The organism is Povalibacter uvarum, assembly GCF_014202975.1.
Taxonomy (GTDB): Bacteria; Pseudomonadota; Gammaproteobacteria; order Steroidobacterales; family Steroidobacteraceae; genus Steroidobacter; species Steroidobacter uvarum.
The window spans coordinates 359,461-381,990 of sequence record NZ_JACHHZ010000005.1 but is presented as its reverse complement, the minus strand read 5'-3'; the positions used below and the strand labels follow the sequence as shown (position 1 = coordinate 381,990).

Below are 22,530 nucleotides of genomic sequence, written 5' to 3'. Positions count from 1 at the left end.
TGTCCGCACGGGTCCGGACAAGCCAAGGTCGAACAAAGCCAGGGGGTTTCGTGAACAGATATGTCGCCACGCTGACATTGCTCAGCGCCGCGCTGGTGATGGGGTCAGCTTCCGCCAGCTCCGGCAATCGTGTCGGTGATTTCTCGCTCATCGATCAGAAGGGCTACTTCCATCAGCTGAGCTACTACAACGACCAGAAGGCCGTTGCGCTGCTCGTGCAGGGAAATGGCAGCAAGGCCACCGCGAAGTCGCTGCCCGGCTTCAAGCAGGCGAGCGAGAAGTACGCCGGCAAAATCCGCTTCTTCATGCTCAACCCGCTCGGCACTCAGACGCGTGCGTCGGTGCAACAGGAACTGGACAAAGCGGGCCTCGACATTCCCGTGCTGATGGACGACGCGCAACTCGTCGCCGAAGGTCTGGGCGTGAAGAAGATGGGCGAAGTCCTCCTCGTCCGCCCCGGCACCTCCGAAATCCTGTATCGCGGCCCGGCCGGCAAGCACTTCGAAGCCGCAATCGACGCGGTGCTCGCCGATCAACCCGTGAAGAAGGCGAAGGCCTGGGCTCGCGGCGAGGCCGTGAAATACCCGGCTCGCGTCGCGCAGGAAAAGAAGGGCGTGTCCTACTCGAAGGAAATCGCGCCGATCCTCGCCGAGAACTGCGCACGCTGCCATCGTGAAGGCGGCATCGCACCGTTCGCGATGAACAGCCACCTGATGGTGAAAGGCTTCGCGCCGATGATTCGCGAAGTCGTGCTCACCAAGCGCATGCCGCCGGGCCAGATCGATCCGGTCATCGGGCACTTCAAGGAAACGTACACGCTCACGAGCGAAGAGCAGCAGAAGCTCATTCACTGGATCGAGGCCGGCGCGGAGAAAGACGGCGATGTCGATCCGCTGACGCAGCTCAAGTGGCCGGCAACGAAGTGGGCCTACGGCGAACCTGACCTCGTCATCAAAGTCCCGCCGCAGGACATTCCCGCTACCGGCGTGCTCGACTACATCCGCGTCGCCGTTCCGATCGAAGGCATGGATCGCGACCGCTACGTGAAGGCGAGCCAGTACATCGCCGGCGATCGCACTGTGCTGCACCACACGCTCAACAGCCTGCTGCCTCCGGGCGCGAAGCAGGAAGGCGGATTCCTTGGCGGTGGCGATCCGAACGCCGCGCGCATCACCGCTTACATTCCGGGCGCGCAGCCGCAGCACGAACCGGCGAACACGGGCGGTTTGCTGAAGAAGGGCTCGACGCTTGCGCTGCAGCTGCACTACACCACGAACGGCAAGGCCACGACGGACGCGAGCGAAATCGGCCTGTGGTTCTACGACGAGAACGAAGTGCCGGCCGAGCGCATGTCGAACCAGTGCGCCTGCATCTTCACGCGCGGCTGGACTCCGATCCCGCCGTATGCAGCCGATCACGAAATGCAGCAGACCATCACGATCAAGAAGGACGCGCACATCTACAGCATGCTGCCGCACATGCACTTCCGCGGTAAGCGCATGCGCTTCTATGCCGACTATCCGAACGGCACCAGCGAAGAACTGCTGAACATCGCGCACTACAACTACAACTGGCAGCTCGACTACGAACTGACGGAACCGAAGTTCGTGCCGGCAGGTACGAAGATCCGCGCCGTGGGTGCTTTCGACAACTCGAAGCAGAACAAGGCGAACCCGGATCCGTCGCGGGAGGTGCCGTGGGGCCAGCAGAGCTGGGATGAGATGTTCTTCGGGTCGGTGACCTACAAGTACGTCGACCAGGGCGGCGCGAAGGTCGCGAAAACGAACTGAGCGACCCTCATCGATCGCCAACGTTGGCCGCCAGGGGGAAACTCCCGGCGGCCAACTTTTTGGTGAGCCTTACTCGAACTCGAATTCCAGTCGCAGGCCGAGGTCAGTGAGCTGGCGCATCAGCGCGGACTCGAGCCGCAGCGTCGATCCCGACTCCGCCGTCATCGAGATGACGAATGCGACGTCCCCTTCGCTGCTCAGCTTCACCAGCAGCTCTCGCTGGCGTTTCAGCTGCAGCAACTGCAGCGTGAGGAACATCCCGAGGTCGGCCGTCGCGGCGCCCGCCAGGGACTGGTGCACTGTGCCGGGTTCGGCATCCTCACCAAATGTCTGCTCATAGAGGCGAGGGTCCGGAAAAGTGATCGACCAATAGGAATCGCGACGGATCCCACCTAGCGTCTGGCCCGTCTCCGATCTGCGGGCGTCGCCCTTCGCCCAGGCGTGGTCGGGCTCGAGCCCGAGCTGCCGGGTAATCTGCTTCGGATCGATATCGGGATGGCGTATCCGGAGGCTCACCTGAAAATCACTGGCTCGCGGCGCTGCGGCGGGTGCGGACCTGGTCGGCATGAGGCTCCTCCGGCGGTTGGGCAGGCGATAATGCATCGGACCCGCGGCCCGTTCCTACCCTCGGTATCTGCGCACCCATGTTCGACCGGTTCGACACTGCGACAATCCCGCCGACGCCCTGGAAAAATGGGGGCGGCACTACGCTGGAACTGATGTGTTCGCCACCGGGCGCAACGCTGGCGGACTTCGACTGGCGGGTCAGCATCGCGACCGTTGCCGCCAGCGGACCCTTCTCCCGCTTCCCGGGAATCGATCGCACGATCGTTCTGCTGTCGGGGGAAGGCATGCACCTGCGATCGCCCCACGATGGCGTGAATCAGGGCAGCGTGGATCACCTCCTCATCGACCCAGGCGTTCCTTTCTCGTTTCCGGGAGAGACCTCGATCCAGGCTTCCCTGGTGGGCGGCGTCTCGAAAGATTTCAACCTGATGACGCGGCGACCGCAGCGCGCGGCAGTCAGCGTGCTGCGCGAAGGCACGTCACTAACACTAGGTGTGCAGGGATTGCTCTACGCAAACGCAGGTCGCTGGCTCGTGGGCGATATCAGTCTCGACGAGGGCCAGGGAGTTCGGTGGTCTCATGCTGCACCGGCGACTAGCGCACACCCTCTCTCGTCGAACGCGATGCTCATCTTCGTGCGACTGCTTTGATCGTTTGCGCAGCGCGGCGGCGATGGTGGTTCTTTGCTGTCTGTCCGCAAGTAAAAAGATGACGAGGTTCGCGCCGCGCAGCGCATGGAACCTCCGCACGGCATTCGCATTGAATTCCTGTTGAACGTCGTCTCGACGTTCCATCACCAAGGAGATCCATCCATGCCTACTGCAACGGGCCATACGAGCGCTATTCGCGCGAAGAAAGTGATCGGGACCAATGTCAAGGATTCGAGCGGTCACAAGCTCGGCGAGGTCGAGGACATCGTGCTCGACAAGCAGTCCAACCAGATCATGTTCGCGATCGTGGGCTTCGGCGGCGTGCTCGGTATCGGCGAGAAATTCCACCCCGTCCCGTGGAGCACGCTGAACTACGACAAGGGCGAAGACAGCTATGTCGTGAACCTGACGAAGGAACAGCTCAAGGCGGCTCCCGCGGATTCGATCGAAGAACTGACGAAGAACGACGGTCTTGGCTACCGCGACCAGACGTACGCGTACTACAAGGCCAAGCCGTACTGGCAATAACGCGTGCCCGGCCTCTTGCCGTGGGTCCGGCTTCAGCCGGACCCCGGCGGGAGTTCAAGAAACCCAGTGACTCGGGACCTAGTGACTGCCGCTTGCGGCCGGCCCCGAGTCCGCACGCCGAATCCGTCCGAGAGCAGGCGCCGAGATGGGTGATCGCGCGGTGACGTAGCGTTCGAGTGCCTCGACATCCATGATGCCGCGCACCCGATCCGACGCTTTCGCCAGCACTTTGAAGTTGTCGCCGCCCATCGCCAGGAATTCGTTCACCGTCACGCGATACGACTTCGTTGCCTCAAGGGGCTGACCGTTCAGGCTGATGCTTGCAAAGTCGACGCGCTCGCCGACCGGCTTGCGACCATCCCATTCGTAGCTGAATCCTTCCGACACCTGCAGCATCGTGTCGGCCGGTCCCCATTGCAGTTCCAGCACCTCATCGATCTGCTCGCCAGTCAGTGTGAGCGTGATGAGGCCGTTGTTGAACGGATGCACGGAGAACACATCGCTGTAGGTGATATAGCCTTTGTCTGCACGCAGATCAGCACGCATCCCGCCGCGATTCATCAACGCGATCTGCGCGCCGCCCGCCTCTGGCGCTCGCGTCGCAATGAGCTGGGCATCCGCAATGAAATCACCCAGCGCGGACTCACCCGTCGTGGCCGGCGCACGAACGATGTCCGCGGAAATCCTGGCCACCTCGCGCTGCGCCAGCGGCGCGGCCTGATCGTTGTAGAACGTAACCAGCGGCGTGAGCTTGGGGTCCTTCGCCAGGGTCGGATAACGGAGCGGCAACGGATTCGGCGCCGTGTCGTTCACCACGGCGAGCTGTGTTGCCTGGGATCGCACGATGTCCTTCGTCGCCGTATCGATCGTCACATCGATGTCGGTGATGATGCGGCCCTCCGCACCGGCGCTCGTGACCAGTCGTCCGCTGTCGTGACAGATGTAGGGGCGATGCGTGTGCCCGCTGACCACGACGTCGATTGCGGGATCGAACCGCCGCACGATGTCGCGGATCGCTCCCGTGAATTCGGGACATGTCGGATCGTCGAAAACCTTCTGTGCCGTGAGACCGCCCTCGTGGATCAGCACGACGATGGCTTCGATCCCCTTCGACCGCAGTTCCGGAATGAGCGCATTGGCGGCATCCGCCTCATCCGTGAACTCCAGACCCGCGACGCCGGACGCGACAACGAGGCTGGCCGTGTCTTCCAGCACCAGTCCGATGAATGCGATCTGGAACGACGCGCCGTTCGGAGCCTTGAATTTCTTGATGGCGTACGGCGGGAAGAGCGAACGTCCTGTAGCCTGATCGATCACATTCGCCGCCAGATACTGAAACTGCGCGCCGGCGAACTTTCCGTTGCGGCACGTATCCTGGCCGCTGCCTGCAAAGCACCCGCCGTTCTGCATGCGCAGCAGCTCGACCCTGCCCGCATCGAACTCGTGGTTGCCCACCGACGTGAATTCGAGCCCCGCTTTGCTCAGCGCCTCGATGGCGGGCTCGTGATGAAACAGCGCCGATACGAGCGGTGAACCACCGATGAGATCACCCGCTCCGACGACAGCATGCAACGGATTCCTCGCCTTCAACTCCGCCATCAGCGCACTGACATACTCGACGCCGCCGGTTGGAAGTTCGAAGGGCCTGTCGGGTGATGCCGGATCGGGAATACGCGTGGGCGAGCGCGGGGGATTGATGTTGCCGTGAAAGTCATTGACCGCGATGAGCTTCACGGAAACTTCACCTTGAACCGGCGTCTCGACCTGCGATGCGCAGGACGCAAGCAACGCGAGCGAGAGAACCAGGCAGAGGCGGTACGCTGGAGCAGCTGATGTTCTTTTGTGCATACGCGTGATGATCGCCCGCCCCGCATACGCTGCCAATAGTGCGGATGCGGTTCGGGCAACGTTCGATGTCATCGGCCTGTAACGTAAGACTGAAACTCGCACCGACCACACGCCTCCGGGACCCGCCTGGCCAGAATTTGCACTCTCCCTGCGATCCCTGACATGAGCTGTCAGCGATTGGCGCGAACATCCCTCCCGTTCCCCAACCGGAAGATTCGCCCGCAAAATTCGCCAGGAGATCACCATGAGCACCGAAACCGTCGCGCACCGCCTCGTCGAGCTTTGTCGTCAGGGAAAATTCGACGTCGCCCAGAATGAACTGTTCGCGGACAGCGCTCGCAGCATCGAAATGGAAGGTGTACCGAACGCCGAAGCAGTGGGGATGGATGCGATCCGCCAGAAAGGCCGCGATTTCGACGCGACACTGACCCAGGTCCACACCGTCACGGTCAGCGAGCCCGTGGTGGCCGACGGGTTCTTCAGCATCGTCATGGGACTCGACGCCACCTACAAGGAAGGCGGTCGACGCTCCATGACGGAAATCTGCGTGTATGAAGTCGCGAACGACAAGATCGTGCGCGAGCAGTTCTTCTATCGACCGAATTGAAGAGGCAGTGAGCAGCGAGCGACGAACAGTGAGCCAGAGCCCGCGGACGCGTCTGGCTCACAGCTCATCGCCTGGAGTCCTGTCGCCGGAGGATCTTCAGCGCGATCTTCTCCATCTGTCGCGGGTTCAGGGATGTGTGCGGCACGAGTGCATCGATCGTGCCGCCGCGCCACGCGACGAATACCGCGGGATTGATGTACGACTTGCGACAGACGGCAGGTGTGTTGCCCAGCGCGTCCGCAACGTGCCTGGCTGTTGCAGCAACGCAGCGGTTGAATGCTGTGTCGCTGACGACCTTGTCGCGCGGCTCACAAGACAGATGCGCGATGGCGCGGACGGTCGCCCCCCAGGTGCGGAAATCCTTCGCTGTGAACCCCTCGCCGTTGTCCGCCATGACTTCGCGCAAGTACTCGTTCACCATTCCTGAGTCGACGGCCTGACGCTTCCCTTCGTCATCGATGTATTGAAACAGCAGCTGTCCGGGCAACTGCTGAATCTTTCTGATGATCGCGGCGAGGCGGCGGTTGTCGAGCACGATCTCGTGCAACTTGCCGCCTTTGCCGCGGAAGTTGAACGACGCGCGACCGTCACGCAGGAACTTCACGTGCCGGGCACGCAACGTAGTCAGACCGAATGAGCCGTTGGCACGGGCGTACTCTTCATTGCCGACACGCACCAGCGTTTCTTCGAGCAGTGTGACGACTACAGCAAGCACTTTGTTCTTCGGCAGACCCGCAAGCGCGCGATCGTGTTTGAGCCGGCGGCGCAATCGCGGGAGCCTCTCGCCGAACTCGATCATGCGGGAGAACTTGCCGTTGTCTCGCGTCTCGCGCCAACGCACGTGATAGCGATACTGCTTGCGACGCCGTGCGTCGCGACCGGTCGCCTGCAGATGACCCTGGGGCTCCGTGCAGATCCAGACATCCGTGTAAGCGGGTGGAATGGCGAGTTTGCGAATGCGCTCCAGGGTGCGCGCCGCATGGACAGCCCGGCGATTCGGACCGAGATAGCGAAAGCCCGTGCCGGCACGCTTCCGGGAAATCCCTGGCTCGGTGTCACAGACGTAAAGCAGGCCGCTCGCCCTCGCATGGCGGCGGGCTTGTACGACCGATTGCGGCTCTGCGTCGGCCACGGAACGTCAGAACGCCCGATCAGGGATTCGCGCCCGCACGCCCGAAGAGGCCCCAGGCAATCGCGATCAAGCCCAGGATGAGCAGCAGGTGCACGGCGCCGATCGCCATCTTGATGCCGAGCCACAGAATGCCCCACGCGACGACCATCGAGAGGCCGATCCAGACCAAGACTTTCATGCTGTGAATCCCCTGTCACCGAAGAACAACAGGGGAACGCGCCCGCCGGGAGGTGGTTCCGTTACAGCGACGTCAGCTCAGGGCGGGGGAGGAGCCAGCACGCCAGCCGCATCCGGTCGTTCAGGCTTCGTCGCGTGATGAATCAGGTCGCGCACAGATCCCGCGGCGAGCGCAACGAATGCGACGGCGCAGACCTTGTACGTGATGCTTGCCCATCGAGCCCCGGCCTTGCGAAACAGGCGATCGACGATCGCGGCACACACGAAGGACCACACGATCGATGAAGCCATGAAGCCACCGAAGAACGTTCCGTAGTCGATCGCCGTTGGCTCCTGGATACCCACAGCACCCAGCGCGCTGCCGAGCGCAGCCCAGTAAGCAACGTTCTGCGGATTCGTCACCGAAAGGAGCACGCCGGCACGCAGTGCGCGCTTCGATCGGGTACCGTCATCGATGCGAAATTCCTGGCTGGCAGCGCGCCACGAATCGTAGGCGAGCCAGAGCAGATAGAGCGCACCCGCAATGCCGATCGGCAGACGCAGCGCCTCCAGCTGCAGCAGCAATCCAATTCCCACCAGCCCGAGCACTGCCCACAACGCATCGCCGACCAGCGACCCGATCTGGACAGCGAGCGCGGGACGGAAGCCGCCGCGCACGCCCTGCCGCACTGTTTCCGCGAAAACAGCGCCAGGCGCAGCGTTGAAGATGAGACCCAGCAGGAAAGCGGAGATGAAGACGGTGAGCATGGGACGAGTATTTCAACAGCCCGGTGCAACGGCAACATATGACCGGGCTATCTGAATCTCTGTCAGCTAGCGGGCTAGCCGGCTTCTCACGGCGCGCACCCCAGAATGTCCCCAAGCGTATTCCCCGCAACGACAAATCCCGGCGGCACGATGTAGCTCGGATTGCCGTTGCACACGATGCCCCGGCCGTTGCCCGTGATGACGTTCGTCAGATCGGAAAACACCAGGCTCGTGTTCCTGGACGCGACGATGCCGTTGGCGGGATTGCCCGCGATACGATTGCCGGCGCCGGTCAGCGCGGAGAAGAAATGCGCTGTGCCGCCCGAATCGACGACCACCCCGTTCTGGGTGTTGTTCTGCACCGTCGTGTCGGCGAATTCGACGAATCCACCGGATCGCGCCACGACGCCATTGAAGTTCGCCTGAACGACCGGGCCAGCGCCACCGGGCGCGCCGAGCTCCGGCAGACTGCTGGTGAAGATCACGGTGCCCGCCTTCCAGGCGAGCGCGCCGATCTGGTTGCTCTCGACGGTGCCGCCGCTGATCGTCACCACTCCGCCTCGCGCCGCGTACGCACCCTGCGAGTTGTTGCGAACTGTCGAACCGACGACATCAAGCGTTCCGTTGTCGAGCGCCATCGCGCCCGAGATCGACTGCTGCACGGTCACGTTCCGGGCGATGACGTGCGCACCCTTTGTTGCGACGAGCGCTGCGGTGTTGCTGCCGCTGATCGTCAGGTTCTGAAGTTCGACGTTGCTCGCTCCGCCTTCCACGATGACCGTGAACACCGATGTCGAGGTTCCCTGGAGAGCAGCGCCCGCGGACGCGCCGCGAAGCGTCACGTCGCTGCGCGAGATTCGAATGGCTTCGGCGCACGCGCCCGAGACGACGATGGTGAGCGACCCCTTGCCTTCCGCATTTGCCGCCAGCGCATCCGATACGCTGCCGCCCGATCCGCAATCGACTTGTGCTTCGACCGGCAGATGCTGCGTCTGCAACGCCGCGACATCCGCCTCGAGCTGTCGCACACGCTTGCGCAGATTCTTCACCTTTCGCTCCACCTGCGGAAACGATGTCGCCTCGACGTCGTCGTCCTCCGTCGTGGCCGCGACAGATGTCGTCGCAAGACAGCACACCGAAAGCATCGTCGCAACCGCCACGCGCGACGCCATCCCCCACTCCCGCGTTACTGACCGCTTCATGGTTCCCTCTCTTGTGGATGCCAGCTGATTTCGATTCCCTGGAAGCACGATGCGCGCAACCAGGGCGGCATCGTTTCGATCCGAGTATATCGACGGCAATCCCCGCCCACGTCAACGTTCGTTCGGAATCTCAACTATCGGCGGACGTCATTCCGGAGACCGGAACACGTTCGTCCGCGGCGCGGAATAGCGAGCCCGAACGGGCGTCAACCGCAGCCGGCCAGCGGCGTTGGGCCCTTTTGTAACCCAAATGTACGGCGTCGTTTGGCAGCGGATTTTCGCGGTGAAACCGCCTTTTGGAGCCGGTCCGATGGGATCGTTTACAAAGCCGCGACAGATTCTGTCCTGTGGCGTCCCTACGATCCGGACCATCACACACCGCCTTCGGGCGGAATTCTGGCAAGGGGACGAGGAAAATGGGTTCATCGATTGCGCGCAGGGCGCAATGGATCGTCGGCTGTGCGGGACTCGCGCTGTGCACCGTGGCATCCGTCGGCAACGCACAGGAGCGCATCGCAACTGCCGCACCGGCATTCGAACAGCTCGATCGCAACAATGACGATCGATTGAGCCGTACCGAAGCCGGCTACAACCGGCATCTCCAGAGCATCTTCGTGGAGAGCGACATCGATGGCGACGGCTTCGTCACTCGCAGCGAGTACGAGACCGCAACGAAGCGAATAGTGGTCAGCGAGGCCCGCAGATGAATGCATCGGTCGATCAAGGCATCCGCGCCGTGCTGCCCACGCGCCACGCCCGAAATGACCGAATGCTGCTTGCGGGGTTGAGCGACCGTTTCTCTGTCGCGGATTGCGCGCGCGCCGTGCCCGAACTGTGGCGGCGATTCGCGGCCCACATGGGACGCGTCGTCGACCAGACCGGCGACGCCGCATACGGCGTCCGCTACAACACCGATCGTCCCGGCGAGATGGAATATCTTTGCGCGGTCGAAGTCACCGAGTTCTCCTCCATTCCCCGCAGCTTCACGTTGCTGTGCATTCCCGTGCAGAGCTGCGCGATCTTTCGCCCGGCTTCCATAGCTGCCCTCCCGCAGACCTGGGCCGACATCCGCGATAGCTGGCTGCCCGGCTCCGGATACGAACCGGTCGGCACGCAGTTCGAGCGCTATGGCCCGACATTCGACCCGCTCACTGCGAACGGCGACGTTGAAGTCTGGATTCCCATTGCCCCCTCGCGCCGGTCGGGATTTCGCAAGGACGGCCTCGGCGTGAAAAACGCCCGTGAAGCGGGCTGGACCAGCGGCTGGACGGCAGCGACGGATCGTTAGGCTTCCCACGCGGCTTGCCGCAGTTGCCGGCTGGCGTCGCGCCCCTCATCCTTCGTCCCGTCAGGGGGAATGAAGGAATAACAAGATGCTTCGTCGATACCTCACCGGCATCCTGCCGGTTGCGCTGGCCATGTCTTGCCTGCATTGGGCTTGCCTGACTCAAGCCGAACCCAGAAGCGAAACCCACACCGTCGAGCGGATCGTGCCGGCTTCCGCCTTCCATGGCATTCACGGCCTGACTTTCGATCGCAACGACGTACTGTATGCGGGCAGCGTCGTCGGCCAGCGGATCTATCGCGTCGACACCCGGACAGGAGCCGTCGAAACGGTCGTCGAGCCTCCGCAAGGCATGGCCGACGACCTCGTCTTCCTCGAGGACGGCACACTCGTCTGGACGGCCATCGAACAGGGCGTCGTCTACGCCCGCAAAGGCGATGAGCCCGCGCGGCCGATCGCGAAACTCACGAGCATCAACTCGATCAACGTGCGCAAGGATGGGCGCTTGTTTGCCGGCCAGGTCTTCGGGGGTGATGGCGTGTGGGAGCTCGATCCCGCGGGTGTGAAGCCACCTCGAAACATCGTGAAGGATCCGGGCGGCTTCAACGGCTTCGATATCGGCGCCGACGGCATGCTGTACGGACCGCTGTGGTTCAAGAAGCAGGTCGTTCGCATCGATCCGGACAGCGGCGCCATGAGGGTCATTGCCGACGGCTTCGAAACGCCCGCGGCCGCCAACTTCGATTCCAAAGGCAACTTGTATGTCCTCGACACGGCACTGGGCGAAGTCGTTCGCGTCGACATCGAAAGCGGATCGAAAAAAGTCGTCGCACGACTGCAGACCGCGCTCGACAACCTCGCCATCGACTCGAAGGATCGGATCTTCGTGTCCAATATGGCGGACAACGGCATCCAGGAGGTCGATCCTGCCACTGGCACGGCGCGCCAGGTGGTGAAAGGCAATCTCGCGATCCCGCTTTCCATCGCTGCCGCGCGCGGCAAGCCGGACACGATCTATGTCGCGGATGTATTTGCATTCCGCACCGTCGATGGCCCGACGGGCAAGGTTACCGACATCGCTCGCGCGCATGCGAAGGGTTCGCCCATTCACTATCCGATCGCGGTCTCCGCCAATGATTCCAACGTCATCGTGGTCAACTACGACGGCACCGTGCAGAAGTTCGATCGGCCCGGTCATCGCCTCGTGGCATCGTGGTCATTGCGTGGGGTCCTGGGTGCCGTCGCGGTGGGCAACGAGATACTCGTCGCGCTCGCGGACGGCAATCTCATGCGCCTGAGCGGCAGCGACACCAACGGCAAGATCATCGTCAGCGGACTCAAGAATCTCACCGGCTTCACCCTGGGCGATAACGAAGTGGCCTACGCGGTCGACGCAGGCGCCGGTGAAATTTCGCGGATCGATCTGCGCACGAACGAAATGACCGTCGTCGCCAAGGGCCTTCGGCATCCGCGCGGACTCGCGGCCGTGTCGCGCAACGATGTGCTGACGATCGAGATGGACGCACGCCAGCTCGTCCGCATCGATGCCTCGTCGGGCGAGCGACGTGTCATTGCGACCGATCTGCCCGTTGGCGGCGCAAACAATCCCACGATGGCAGCGGGCATCGCCGTTGGCGCGAACGGCACCCTCTATGTGAGCTCCGACGTCGAGAATTCGCTGTGGCGACTGACGCCGAAGCGCTCGCAGTAGTCCGACACAGCATCAGCGGCCGCCGCAGCACGAACGGCCGGACACAATGAGCGCATCGATCGCGATATCGCCGGGCCACCATTGCCGGTGTGCGGATCTCCGCGCTACAAGTCGCGCGCTTTCACTGCGAGCGCGGACATGAACACAACCACAGTCGTCTACGGACTCGGCGCACTAATACTCGGATTCGTCGGCCTGGTGACGGGCGACTTCGCGATGCAATGGCAACCGGTTCCCGAATGGGTGCCGATGCGCGTGCCGCTTGCCTACCTGAGCGCTGCGGTACTGCTCGCCGGAGCTGTCCTCACCCTGCTGCCGATGCGTGCGTCGCTCAAGGCACCGGCATGCCTGGGTGTGTTCTACGGCCTCTGGGCCCTCTTGCTGCACTTGCCTCGTGCCCTGCGGGCTCCGCTGGATGTGGGCACATGGAATGGAGTCGCGGAGCTCACAGCGCTTGCGATGGGCGGTATCGCGTCCCTTGCGTTGATCGACGCCGCCTACTCGCGCTCTGCCTGGAGCACCCGAGTCTTCGGCGCCTGCCTGCTCGTCTTCGGCACAGCGCATTTCGTTTACGACGATTTCTCCGCGACGATGATCCCGGCGTGGCTGCCGGCGCCGCTGTTCTGGGTTTACCTCACCGGCTGCGGGCATCTCGCTGCGGGAGTCAGCTTGATTTCTGGCGTGGCGACCCGTCTGGCTTCGCTGCTGCTGACGGGAATGTTCGCGTGCTTCGTGCTGCTCCTTCATTTGCCCAGGGTGATCGCTGCGCCGACTGCCCGTATCGAGTGGATCATGCTCGGCATCTCGACTGCGATGACCGGCGCTGCGTGGATCGTCCGCTGCGTCGTGTCTCGCGATCCGACCCGCATCCATGAGGGCACGGCACAGCCGGCGTGATCGTGACCCAAAGCGGTGCGGCGCTCATCGGGCGCTTGCTCTCCGACATCTGTACTTCTCGCAATCGTGACGATCTGCTGCTGCCGACCGCGATCGGGAAGCGCAGAATGTGCAGCGCGCGGTACAGAGGCGTGCCCGCATCGCACCGATGAACGATTCGTGGTCGTTCCCGGCGCGCGGATCATCCGATTCAAGACTTAGACAATGAACCAGCCGAGTCCGGGGCGCGCCATTCGGGGGAGTGCCGCGTTCGTCCTGTTGCTGTCCCTCGCCGGCACTGCATTCGCCCTGCCTGATGTGCATAGCGCCATCTGGCGCACGCAGGAGATCCGCTTCGACTATCGCGGGCAACTGACCCTGTACGATTGCGCCACGCTCGGGCTCAGGGTGCGACAACTGCTCGTCGTGCTCGGAGCGCATCCGAGCACCCGCGTCGAACCGCAGCATTGTGACATCGTGCATCTGCCGAACGCTTCGACTCAGATTGCTTCGATGCGTATCCGGCTCGTGAGTCCCGCGCTGCCATCGCAGGTGCCAGACGCTGAGCGCGATGCCGCGGCACGCCGCACGGAATTACTCGACCGCTTCGGCTCCGGCAGGGAGCCCGACGGTGCGTTCCTGGCGGTGTGGGAGCACATCGACATGGCCGATGTCGATCTGCTCAATCTGTCGTCAGGCGATTGCGAGCTGCTGAGTCAGCTCGGCGCGCAGGTGGTTCCTCACCTGGCCGCGCGGATCGAGTCGCGGAATCGTTCCTGTTCGTCGAGCCCTCAGCGGCTGAGCCCGCCGCGACTCAAGGTCACCGCACTCGTCGCCGCGGGGCGCGAAGGTAACCCGACAGAGATGAGATAGCCGCGCTGCGTCACTCGTCGCTCCTCTTCCTCACCTCCTCGAGCGTCCAGTCGCGCAGCAGCTCGCCATCCCGGAAGACGTCGACCATCTCGCTCGAGGCCAGCGACGCGCGGTCGCCGATCGGATGGGTCAGGTATTCGCGAGTCGTGGGATCGCGTACGAGATCGAGCCGGCCCTTCTTCGAAACCTTGCCCGGATCGGTGACGGGATCCTTGTAGACGTCCCGCCATTCGCCCTGAATGCGGACGGCCGAGCACTTCATCGCGAACTTCTGCGTATCGCGATTCAGTTGCTGCAGCAGCGCGCCGCCCATGCCGAACGCAATGTTGTCCGCGGCAAAGCCCCGCGTCTTCAGGCGTTCGAGGATCTGCTTGATGCTGCCGGGATTGACTCCGTCGCCCTGAATCAGCCGGACGTGATTCAGCACTTTGAATCCCTTGCTGTTGGTGGTGCTCCCATAAGCGCGATCGAGCAGCACCGCGCACTTCTCGACGACTTCCGGTGGATTGCCCGAGTCGGGCCGCACGACCAGCGTCGCGCCGGAATCGATGACCTGCTGCTTCAGGCGCGAGCCCCAGAGATTCTCGATCGCCGAGTACACGTCATAGGAATCCGAAACGCAGGCGAAGATGGCGCCCGGCTTGCCGTACTGCGCAATCATGTTGCGATACGCGTCGACCTCGCCTTCACGTCCCCACGCAGTGATCGTCGAGTGCTCCGCTGCGGGAATCGAAAAACCGGCCATCGGCTCCGAGTAATACTTGCGGCCCGCGACGAGCGCCGCGAGTGTGTCAGTGCCCTTGAAGTTCACCAGGTGCGCGAGGCCGCCGAGCCCCGCTGACTCATGGCTGGACACGCCCCGTGCGCCGAAGTCGTGCAGCTTGAACGGCAATTGACCTTCCGTGTCATCGCTGGTCTCGCTGAGAAAGCGTCGAATCAGTCTCTTGATGTGCCAGCTGATCGTCGCCACAGTCGTCGGATACCAGACGCGCAGCAGCGCCGTCTCCAGATACGAGGCGATCCAGAAGCAGTTCGGATCGGTGGACTCGACCGTCGCGAGCGCGTTGGACACAGGAATTGCGGATCCTTCCGGGACAGCGCGAATGTGCACCGGCATCCGGCCTCCGTGCCTGCCGACGATGTACTTCCACCCCGCCTCATTGAACGGCTCGCCATGTGCAGCGAGCATCTCGCGCGCTTCCGCGATGTCGCTCGAAGTGACCCGTCGCAAGAGATGCTCTTTGAGGATCGCCTGCAGCCCGAAGAACACCGTCCGATCGTAAACGCCGCCGCGGGATTCGATGTACGAGAACATCGCCTGGGTTCCGGGCGGGTACTGGACCCAGTGAGAGATCTTGTAAGAGTCCGTATTGAGGATCGGATTGAGCGACATACCGTCATTCCAACTGTGCCGGGACCAGGATCACCGACTGTCACTATGCAACGATGACGCAATTGCCGATGCTGTGGCAAATCCATGGAGGAATCGTCGTGGATCTCAAAAGCATCAACCTCGCCGACAAGTTCTCGCGTTTCAACGAACACTGGAGTCCGCGCGTCATCGCGGAGATGAACGATTACCAGTTCAAGCTGGTGAAGGTGCAGGGCGAATTCGTCTGGCATCGGCACGATGACACCGACGAGGTCTTCATCGTCATCGATGGCGAGCTGACGCTGCGATTCCGCGATGGCGAAGTTCTGCTGCGGCCCGGCGAGATGTACGTCGTTCCGAAGGGCGTCGAGCATCAGCCTGTCGCCGAACGCGAGTGCAGGATGATGCTCGTCGAACCGCGCGGCGTCGTGAATACGGGTGACGCCGGCGGCGGGCTGACTGCGAAGAATGACGTGTGGGTTTGACCGACGAATTATGTTGGTCGTTCCGGCGAAAGCGGGGATCCACACGAATTGGTCTCGTCATCCCCGCGTTCGCGGGGATGACGTCGCTGATTCAGCTGCGTCACACACCCCACAAGGCGCGCGCCTCTTCCGCGATGACATCCGGAAACTCCTCCGGCCAGAACAGTTTCGCGCCTTCGATGTGACGGACGCCGCGCGAGTTCGGCAGCAGGCGATCGAGATAGCCAGGACTCTCGGCTGAGAAAATGTCGTCGCCCGTGCCCCAGAGAATGCGCGTCGGCACGCTGCACTTGCGCAGCTTCGCTTCGATGCCGGCGAGCGGATTCGGATCGAGTCCCAGCGCATAGGCGTGCATCCGCGCCTTGCTCTCAACCGAACTCACGAGCGGTCCCAGGTAGTAGTCGATCGCCTCGTCCGTGGGATTGCTGCGGAAAGTAAATGTCATTCCGCCGAGCCCCTCCGAAGACCGCGCGAGCTTCTTGTCCGCCACCCACGGAGCGAGCCACTCGTCGGCAAACTTGCCCTCGCGCGCCAGGTCGAGCACAGGCTTCAGGGCGGGCGGCGGGCTATCCGGCTCCACGTCGCAGTTCGTGAGCAACAGAGTGCGCACGCGTTTTGGATACTTCAGCACGAAGAGCTGCGCGACTGCGCCGCCACTGTCGTTCGCAACCAGGTCCACGTCGGTGACCGAGAGTTTGTCGAGCAACTCGGCGAGCATCTCGACCTGCGCATCGGGCGCAACGCTCCGACCGGGTGCCACCTTCGTGTAGCCGAGGCCCATGAAATCCGGCGCGATGCAGCGCCGATGCACCGACAGCCGATCCAGCTGACCGCGCCACTGAAAACTATTGAGCGGAAAGCCGTGCAGAAACAGCGCCGCACGTCCGCTGCCCCGTTCGTTGTACGCGATCTCACCGAACGATGTGCTCAGGAAACGGCGCTGCGCACGAAACGCAGCAGCGTCCGTCGCCGGCTGCGTCTTCGTACCGACAAGAGTCGCCGGAGCGACTGAAGCGCAACCAACCGCACCGGCCGCGAGCGCGCCGAGCGATGCCTGAAAAAAGTGTCTGCGATGCATGACGAAGTTCTCCGTGCCAGTTGAAACTGGCCGGCATGAGACGTCATCGCTTTGCGCTCCATCAATGACCTCGGAGGTTATGTATGTGCAACGGGCGGGGACTATCATCGTCGGCATGCAAAGCTCACCTCCCCCGCCGGCCCCATCGGCCCACATCGGCAAGCTGCTGCGCGAATGGCGCGGCATGCGCCGGCTGAGCCAGCTCGATCTCGCGCTCGAAGCGAACGTTTCGGCGCGCCACCTGAGTTACGTGGAGACCGGGAAATCGCAGCCGAGCCGCGACATGGTCACGCGGCTGGCGGATGTCCTCGACATGCCTCTGCGCGAGCGCAATGCATTGCTCATCGCCGCGGGCTACGCGCCGACCTATCGCGAGACCTCACTGGACACAGAGACCATGGCGCCGGTACGACGAGCCCTCGAGTTCATTCTCGAACACCAGAATCCCTACCCCGCCTTCGTGATGAACAGGTACTGGGACGTGCAGATGACCAACAGCGCATTGCTGTCGATCTTCCGCGTACTGAAGGATGGCGGACCGAAGCACTCGAACATCCTGCGCCAGGTGTTCGACCCGGATGACATGCGGCCGCTCGTTGCCAACTGGGAAGAAGTGGCCGGCGACCTGATTCGCCATCTCCACGACGAGATCGCGGCTTCCCCTTCCGACGCCAGGCTCCGCGAATTGCTGGACGAAGTGCTGTCCTATCCGGATGTTCCCGCGGGATGGCGAGCGCGCGAGCCCAGCATGAGTCCGTTGCCGCTGCTGACGACGATCTTTCGAGCGGGCGATCTCGAACTGCATTTCTTCTCGACGCTGACGACGTTCGGCACGACGCGCGACGTCACGCTCGATGAACTGCGCATCGAGTCGATGTTCCCGGTCGATGACACGACAGCCTCGCGATGCCGCGCGATCGCAGCCAACGCGCGGAAAGCTACGAACTGAGCGGATCGAGATGCGGCTGCAGTGTCCGCGCGATCCACGCCATGAAGGTCTGGACGCGCCGGGACAAGTTGCGGCGATGTGCGTACACGAGCGACACCGGCATCGGCTCGGCACGCAGCTCGGGGAGAACTTCGACGATCGTCCCTTCGGCGAGCAGGCGCTCCATGCCGACGGCCGGCGCCTGAATGATGCCGAGCCCCGCGACGCAACCCGCTTCGTAGGCCTCGACGCTGTTCACCGTAATGGCGCCCGGCATCTCGACGTTGCGGTACGAAGACCCGTCGAAGTATTCGAATCCTGCTGATTTGCTGCCCAGCGTGCCGACGTAATGAATGAGCTGGTGCGAGCGAAGATCATCGACGCTGCGCGGAAGTCCGTGCTGCGCGATGTAAGCCGGGCTCACGCAATTGATGATCCGGAACTGGCCGAGCGGGCGCGCGATCAGACTCTGGTCCTCGATCGCGCCGACTCGCAACACGCAATCGAAACCTTCGCGGATCAAGTCCACTTTGCGATCGGTGACGCTCAGCTCGATCTCGAGCTGCGGGTGCTCGCGCAGGAACTCCGGCAATCGCGGGATGAGCAGATGCTTCGCGAAGCCGTTCGGCATGTCGATGCGCAGCCGGCCGCGCAATGCTTCCGAACCCTGGAACATCGCGCGCAGCTCATCCATGTCGGCGAGCAGATCCTTGCATCGCTCGTAGAAGGCTCGGCCGTCCTGCGTGAGCTGGACCTTTCGCGTCGTGCGGTGAAGCAGCCGCGTTCCCATCTCTGCTTCGAGCTGCTGGATCGCAGTCGAGACGCTGGCCTTGGGCAGATTCAGGGCGTCCGCCGCCCGCGTGAAGCTGGTCAGTTCGGCCACCCGGACGAAGATCTGCATGGCATCCAGTCGGTTCATGAGCGCCTCTATTGTTCATTCATATGAACACTGCGCTCAGTATCCGCCGATTTATCCGGTGTAGAAAGACCAATAGCCTGTGTCCCGAGTCAGATACATCCCAAGGAGACAGCTATGACCACCCCCATCGCCCTCATCACCGGCGGCAGCCGCGGCCTCGGCCGCAATGCGGCCCTGAAACTCGCGGAGCACGGCACCGATGTCGTGCTCACCTACCGGAGCAACCGCGCGGAAGCCGAAGCCGTCGTTGCCGCTATCGAAAATCTGGGCCGGCGCGCTGTCGCCCTGCCGCTGGATGTCGGCCGTGTCGCGGGCTTCGACGCGTTCGCGAATGCTTTGCGAGCTGAGCTGCGCAACCGCTGGCAACGCGAGCACTTCGACTTCCTGGTCAACAATGCGGGGATCGGCGCGCACGCGTCCTTCGCTGAAACGTCCGAGGCGCAGTTCGACGAACTGATGAACGTGCAGTTCAAGGGCGTCTTCTTTCTGACGCAGAAACTGCTGCCGCTGATCGCCGATGGCGGACGCATTCTCAACGTGTCATCCGGCCTGGCGCGTTTCTCGTTGCCCGGGTACTCGGCCTATGCGTCGATGAAGGGCGCAATCGAAGTGCTCACGCGCTATCTCGCGAAGGAGCTGGGCCCCAGAGGCATTGCTGTGAATGTACTGGCGCCGGGCGCAATCGAGACCGATTTCGGCGGCGGCGCCGTGCGGGATAACAAGGAACTCAACAAGTTCGTCGCATCGAACACGGCGCTGGGCCGCGTCGGACTGCCGGACGATATCGGCGATGTGATCGCATCGCTGCTCTCGCCGGAAAGCCGCTGGATCAATGCGCAACGGATCGAGGCGTCGGGCGGGATGTTTCTTTGAGTTCGTCATCCGGCAGGTTGCCGAGAGAAGATGGCCCCCCGCGTTCGCGGGGGTGACGGATGCGCGGGGTGACGGAGGCGCGCGGTGGCTGACAGATCAGCGGCTGGCGAACAGGAATCCGCCATTCGCCAGCTGCTGCGTGATCTGCTTGATCACCGCGCGGTCGACGACGAAACAGCCGAAGCTGCGACCGACCTTGCCGCCCTCGGCGAGCTTGTCGGTGACGTACCACTGCGAGTGCACGACAACAGCGCGATCCCGGGCGGATCGGTTCGTCGAATCGAGCCCGTCGAGCCGGATGGAAAGCCCATGCGAGCCTTGGTACGGCTCACTGACCAGATACGCCCCGAGTGAGGAAGCGTGCGATCCCATCTCGTCCGAGAACCGGTCGGCCATCGAATCATGATCCGAATCGGAGCCGCGGCCGTGGGCGACGAGAAACGCGGAAACCAGGCCCGAGGACAGATCGAGCAGGAACATCCGCCGTTGCGATGAGGGCTTCGAGAAATCGACGATCGCAATCTTCCTCTGGGCGAATTTCGCATCCGCATGCTGCTCGTAGGCCTGGAGGGCGAGCGACAGCAATTGCGGCCGGATGAGCCCCTGCGGATCGAGCTGAATTCCCCGCCATTGCTGGGCCTGAGCGCACGGACCGCCCAGGAGGGTGGCTGCGGCGGCGAATGCGAGGAACAGCGGCTTCAGAGGGGACTTCATGGTCGTAATTCGACCACGACTTCGAGCAAAATTCCCTCGCCCGAGGCTGACTTCCAGCTCAGGGATTCCCTGTGACCCGGTAAGGCCCGCTCCTGCACCGACCTTCGCCCCTCATGTCCAACCCCGAACCGATCCCAATCCCTCACACTGAACTGTCCCACGATGCGCTGCGCGGCGTGATCGAGTCGTTCGTGCTGCGCGAGGGCACCGAGTACGGGGAACGCGAGTACTCACTCGATGAGAAAGTCGCGCACGTGATGCGGCAACTCGAACGAGGCGAAGCGCAGATCCTGTTCGATCCGGTGACGGAGACGATTGATATTGTCGTGATGGAAGGGCGGCGGCCCAAAGGCTAGCAGCCGTCGCTCCCGCGTACGCGGGAGTCCATCTTCATCAAGGCGTGGATTCCCGCTTCGGCCTGTGGGTCCGGCTTCAGCCGGACGTCATGCGAAGCATGCCTTTCGGCATGACGTCCGACTAAAGTCGGACCCACAACAAGACTGCGTCAGCTCTCCGCGCTCTCCTGCTGCTTCTGCTCTTCTCTCTTCTGCCTCGCCGGCGGTCCATCGCTCGGAATCAGGCTCTCGATCTGGCACCGGCCTTCGCGCGGCACGAGGATGGCGCTGTACCGATCGAACGAACCCATCGTGCGCGTATCGAAGCCGAGCGTCGTTGCGAAGTTGAGGCCCGGGCAGGTGCCGCCGAACATCTTCGCGTAGTACCACTTGCCTCGCGAGTCCTGCACCCACAGGCCCTTGTCGCGATCCGCGGACCAGTTACGAATGCCGCCCTCGTTCGCAAAAGGAATGGAAGCTTCGGCAGCCTTCGCGGTCGACTCCCCCTCAGCGCCGAGCGACGCGCCGAACGTCGCGCTCATGCCGAACGCGGCGACGGCGGTGACGAGAACAACGTTGCGCGATTTCATGGAAGGAACTCCTTTGTCGAGGAATCGAATGTACGTACCCATTCGAACCCGGCGACGCGGCGGCGGTTCCTTCACGATGCATTGAATCGCTGTAACGAATCTCCTTGCCGCTGCATTCAGCGCTTGTTCAGGCCACCGCCGCGGAGACGTCGAGTCGCCGACGCTGCGCTACCGCGTTCGCCAGCGTTTCCAGCACTTCCACGGACGCCGCCCAGTCGATGCATCCGTCCGTGACGCTCTGACCATAGGCGAGCGCTTTGCCAGGCACGAGATCCTGGCGACCCGCTTTGAGGTGGCTCTCGATCATCACACCGGCGATGCGACGCTCGCCGCCGGCGATCTGCGATGCGATGTCGGCCGCGACGAGCGGCTGATTCTCGGGACGCTTGCTGCTGTTGCCGTGGCTCACGTCGATCATGATGCGCTGATCGAGTCCGGCCGCTTGCAACTGCGCACTGACACTCTCGACACTTGCTGCGTCGTAGTTCGGCGTCTTGCCGCCGCGAAGGATCACGTGACAGTCCGCGTTGCCCGACGTCGATGCAATCGCGCTGCGCCCCAGTTTGGTGACGGCCAGGAAATGATGCGGATGCGACGCTGCCTGCACGGCGTCGATCGCGATCTTCACGTTGCCGTCCGTGCCGTTCTTGAACCCGACAGGACACGACACACCTGAAGCCAGTTCGCGATGCACCTGGCTCTCGGTCGTTCGCGCGCCGATTGCGCCCCAGGCAACGAGGTCACCGATGTATTGCGGCGTGATCATATCGAGGAACTCACAACCCGCGGGCAGGCCGAGCTGGTTGATGTCGAGCAGCACGCCACGCGCGAGCCGCAGTCCCTTGTTGATGTTGAAGCTGCCGTCGAGATCCGGATCGTTGATGAGACCTTTCCAGCCCACCGTCGTGCGCGGCTTCTCGAAATAGACACGCATGATGATCTCGAGCGTGTCAGCGAATCTTTCGCGCTGTTCGCGCAGCAGCCTGGCGTAGTCGAGAGCGGCCGTCGTGTCGTGAATCGAGCAGGGCCCGATGACGACTGCAAGCCTGTCGTCCTGACCGTGGAGGATGCGCTGCATTCCCGTCCGGCCCGCGGACACGGCAGCGGATGCCTCTTCGGTGCAGGCGAATTCGCGCATCAGCTCCTCGGGCGTCGTGAGCTCGCGGATATCGCGAATGCGCAGGTCATCGGTACGGACGTTCACAGCAGGCTCCCTCGTCAACGGCAGGCTTGGGTCAAAAAA

The 22,530-nt window shown here is 63.0% G+C and carries 25 protein-coding genes; 13 read left to right on the top strand and 12 right to left on the bottom strand.

Annotated features, from left to right (window positions below; all coding sequences use genetic code 11):
• Window positions 1–50 precede the first annotated feature (50 nt).
• Window positions 51–1,790, top strand: a complete 1,740-nt coding sequence (locus HNQ60_RS21130) for a thioredoxin domain-containing protein (protein ID WP_184334764.1) — start codon at window positions 51–53, stop codon at window positions 1,788–1,790.
• A 69-nt stretch (window positions 1,791–1,859) separates the two neighbouring features.
• Here HNQ60_RS21130 and HNQ60_RS21125 read toward each other — a convergent pair whose 3' ends face one another.
• Window positions 1,860–2,357 carry a DUF4279 domain-containing protein gene (locus HNQ60_RS21125; protein WP_184334763.1) on the bottom strand — a complete coding sequence of 166 codons (498 nt, stop codon included), beginning with the start codon at window positions 2,355–2,357 and terminating at the stop codon, window positions 1,860–1,862.
• 77 nt (window positions 2,358–2,434) lie between these two features.
• Here HNQ60_RS21125 and HNQ60_RS21120 point away from each other — a divergent pair, with 77 nt between their 5' ends.
• Together HNQ60_RS21120 and HNQ60_RS21115 are read left to right on the top strand one after the other, a co-directional pair.
• A complete protein-coding gene (locus HNQ60_RS21120) occupies window positions 2,435–3,007 on the top strand; it encodes a HutD/Ves family protein (protein WP_184334762.1) in 573 nt (190 codons plus the stop codon).
• A gap of 162 nt (window positions 3,008–3,169) precedes the next feature.
• The gene (locus HNQ60_RS21115; RefSeq protein ID WP_184334761.1) at window positions 3,170–3,535 is read left to right on the top strand and encodes a PRC-barrel domain-containing protein; all 366 of its coding nucleotides are present in this window, start codon (window positions 3,170–3,172) and stop codon (window positions 3,533–3,535) included.
• 78 nt (window positions 3,536–3,613) lie between these two features.
• On the opposite strand, the gene HNQ60_RS21110 is transcribed toward HNQ60_RS21115, so the two are convergent.
• Entirely contained in the window at window positions 3,614–5,383 is a 1,770-nt protein-coding gene (locus HNQ60_RS21110) for a bifunctional metallophosphatase/5'-nucleotidase (RefSeq protein WP_184334760.1), read from the bottom strand.
• A 244-nt stretch (window positions 5,384–5,627) separates the two neighbouring features.
• On the opposite strand from HNQ60_RS21110, the gene HNQ60_RS21105 reads away from it, so the two are divergent.
• Window positions 5,628–5,990 (top strand): SnoaL-like domain-containing protein, encoded by a 363-nt coding sequence (locus tag HNQ60_RS21105; RefSeq protein WP_184334759.1) that lies wholly within the window; start codon window positions 5,628–5,630, stop codon window positions 5,988–5,990.
• 64 nt (window positions 5,991–6,054) lie between these two features.
• Here HNQ60_RS21105 and HNQ60_RS21100 read toward each other — a convergent pair whose 3' ends face one another.
• The 4 genes from HNQ60_RS21100 to HNQ60_RS21085 form a co-directional block, all read right to left on the bottom strand.
• Window positions 6,055–7,122 carry a DNA topoisomerase IB gene (locus HNQ60_RS21100; RefSeq protein WP_184334758.1) on the bottom strand — a complete coding sequence of 356 codons (1,068 nt, stop codon included), beginning with the start codon at window positions 7,120–7,122 and terminating at the stop codon, window positions 6,055–6,057.
• Between the two features lie 19 nt (window positions 7,123–7,141).
• Window positions 7,142–7,300, bottom strand: coding sequence for a hypothetical protein (locus HNQ60_RS21095; RefSeq protein ID WP_184334757.1), 159 nt, complete (start codon window positions 7,298–7,300; stop codon window positions 7,142–7,144).
• A 77-nt stretch (window positions 7,301–7,377) separates the two neighbouring features.
• On the bottom strand, window positions 7,378–8,046 hold the full coding sequence (locus HNQ60_RS21090; protein WP_184334756.1) for a LysE family transporter: 669 nt from the start codon (window positions 8,044–8,046) through the stop codon (window positions 7,378–7,380).
• 86 nt (window positions 8,047–8,132) lie between these two features.
• Window positions 8,133–9,248 carry a right-handed parallel beta-helix repeat-containing protein gene (locus HNQ60_RS21085; RefSeq protein ID WP_184334755.1) on the bottom strand — a complete coding sequence of 372 codons (1,116 nt, stop codon included), beginning with the start codon at window positions 9,246–9,248 and terminating at the stop codon, window positions 8,133–8,135.
• Window positions 9,249–9,664: 416 nt separating this feature from the next.
• On the opposite strand from HNQ60_RS21085, the gene HNQ60_RS21080 reads away from it, so the two are divergent.
• From HNQ60_RS21080 to HNQ60_RS21060, 5 genes are all read left to right on the top strand, one after another.
• Window positions 9,665–9,955, top strand: a complete 291-nt coding sequence (locus HNQ60_RS21080) for an EF-hand domain-containing protein (RefSeq protein ID WP_184334754.1) — start codon at window positions 9,665–9,667, stop codon at window positions 9,953–9,955.
• The gene (locus HNQ60_RS21075; protein WP_184334753.1) at window positions 9,952–10,536 is read left to right on the top strand and encodes a GyrI-like domain-containing protein; all 585 of its coding nucleotides are present in this window, start codon (window positions 9,952–9,954) and stop codon (window positions 10,534–10,536) included. Before HNQ60_RS21080 ends, HNQ60_RS21075 begins: the two co-directional genes overlap by 4 nt.
• Window positions 10,537–10,621: 85 nt before the next feature.
• Window positions 10,622–12,244, top strand: coding sequence for an SMP-30/gluconolactonase/LRE family protein (locus HNQ60_RS21070; protein WP_184334752.1), 1,623 nt, complete (start codon window positions 10,622–10,624; stop codon window positions 12,242–12,244).
• A gap of 138 nt (window positions 12,245–12,382) precedes the next feature.
• Complete coding sequence (locus tag HNQ60_RS21065) at window positions 12,383–13,141, top strand: DoxX family membrane protein (RefSeq protein WP_184334751.1); 759 nt, start codon at window positions 12,383–12,385, stop codon at window positions 13,139–13,141.
• Between the two features lie 204 nt (window positions 13,142–13,345).
• Window positions 13,346–13,993: a hypothetical protein gene (locus HNQ60_RS21060; protein ID WP_184334750.1), complete on the top strand. Its 648-nt coding sequence runs from the start codon at window positions 13,346–13,348 to the stop codon at window positions 13,991–13,993.
• A 10-nt stretch (window positions 13,994–14,003) separates the two neighbouring features.
• Here the strand turns inward: HNQ60_RS21060 and HNQ60_RS21055 are convergent, their stop codons facing one another.
• Entirely contained in the window at window positions 14,004–15,386 is a 1,383-nt protein-coding gene (locus HNQ60_RS21055; protein ID WP_184334749.1) for a nicotinate phosphoribosyltransferase, read from the bottom strand.
• 98 nt (window positions 15,387–15,484) lie between these two features.
• On the opposite strand from HNQ60_RS21055, the gene HNQ60_RS21050 reads away from it, so the two are divergent.
• Entirely contained in the window at window positions 15,485–15,850 is a 366-nt protein-coding gene (locus tag HNQ60_RS21050; protein WP_322096892.1) for a cupin domain-containing protein, read from the top strand.
• Window positions 15,851–15,950: 100 nt separating this feature from the next.
• On the opposite strand, the gene HNQ60_RS21045 is transcribed toward HNQ60_RS21050, so the two are convergent.
• Entirely contained in the window at window positions 15,951–16,928 is a 978-nt protein-coding gene (locus HNQ60_RS21045) for an alpha/beta fold hydrolase (protein ID WP_184334747.1), read from the bottom strand.
• A 115-nt stretch (window positions 16,929–17,043) separates the two neighbouring features.
• On the opposite strand from HNQ60_RS21045, the gene HNQ60_RS21040 reads away from it, so the two are divergent.
• Window positions 17,044–17,877: a helix-turn-helix domain-containing protein gene (locus HNQ60_RS21040; RefSeq protein WP_184334746.1), complete on the top strand. Its 834-nt coding sequence runs from the start codon at window positions 17,044–17,046 to the stop codon at window positions 17,875–17,877.
• Here HNQ60_RS21040 and HNQ60_RS21035 read toward each other — a convergent pair.
• Window positions 17,867–18,775, bottom strand: a complete 909-nt coding sequence (locus HNQ60_RS21035) for a LysR family transcriptional regulator (RefSeq protein ID WP_184334745.1) — start codon at window positions 18,773–18,775, stop codon at window positions 17,867–17,869. The genes HNQ60_RS21040 and HNQ60_RS21035 overlap by 11 nt on opposite strands.
• Window positions 18,776–18,889: 114 nt before the next feature.
• Here HNQ60_RS21035 and HNQ60_RS21030 point away from each other — a divergent pair, with 114 nt between their 5' ends.
• Window positions 18,890–19,648, top strand: coding sequence for an SDR family NAD(P)-dependent oxidoreductase (locus HNQ60_RS21030; protein ID WP_184334744.1), 759 nt, complete (start codon window positions 18,890–18,892; stop codon window positions 19,646–19,648).
• Between the two features lie 96 nt (window positions 19,649–19,744).
• Here HNQ60_RS21030 and HNQ60_RS21025 read toward each other — a convergent pair whose 3' ends face one another.
• Window positions 19,745–20,362 (bottom strand): murein L,D-transpeptidase catalytic domain family protein, encoded by a 618-nt coding sequence (locus tag HNQ60_RS21025; protein WP_184334743.1) that lies wholly within the window; start codon window positions 20,360–20,362, stop codon window positions 19,745–19,747.
• 113 nt (window positions 20,363–20,475) lie between these two features.
• Between HNQ60_RS21025 and HNQ60_RS21020 the strand changes: the two genes are divergently transcribed.
• Window positions 20,476–20,718: a YheU family protein gene (locus HNQ60_RS21020; RefSeq protein WP_221304353.1), complete on the top strand. Its 243-nt coding sequence runs from the start codon at window positions 20,476–20,478 to the stop codon at window positions 20,716–20,718.
• A gap of 149 nt (window positions 20,719–20,867) precedes the next feature.
• Here HNQ60_RS21020 and HNQ60_RS21015 read toward each other — a convergent pair whose 3' ends face one another.
• Both HNQ60_RS21015 and HNQ60_RS21010 read right to left on the bottom strand, forming a co-directional pair.
• Window positions 20,868–21,287, bottom strand: coding sequence for a DUF6491 family protein (locus HNQ60_RS21015; protein ID WP_184334742.1), 420 nt, complete (start codon window positions 21,285–21,287; stop codon window positions 20,868–20,870).
• Between the two features lie 127 nt (window positions 21,288–21,414).
• Window positions 21,415–22,491: a 3-deoxy-7-phosphoheptulonate synthase gene (locus HNQ60_RS21010; protein ID WP_184334741.1), complete on the bottom strand. Its 1,077-nt coding sequence runs from the start codon at window positions 22,489–22,491 to the stop codon at window positions 21,415–21,417.
• Window positions 22,492–22,530: the final 39 nt, after the last annotated feature.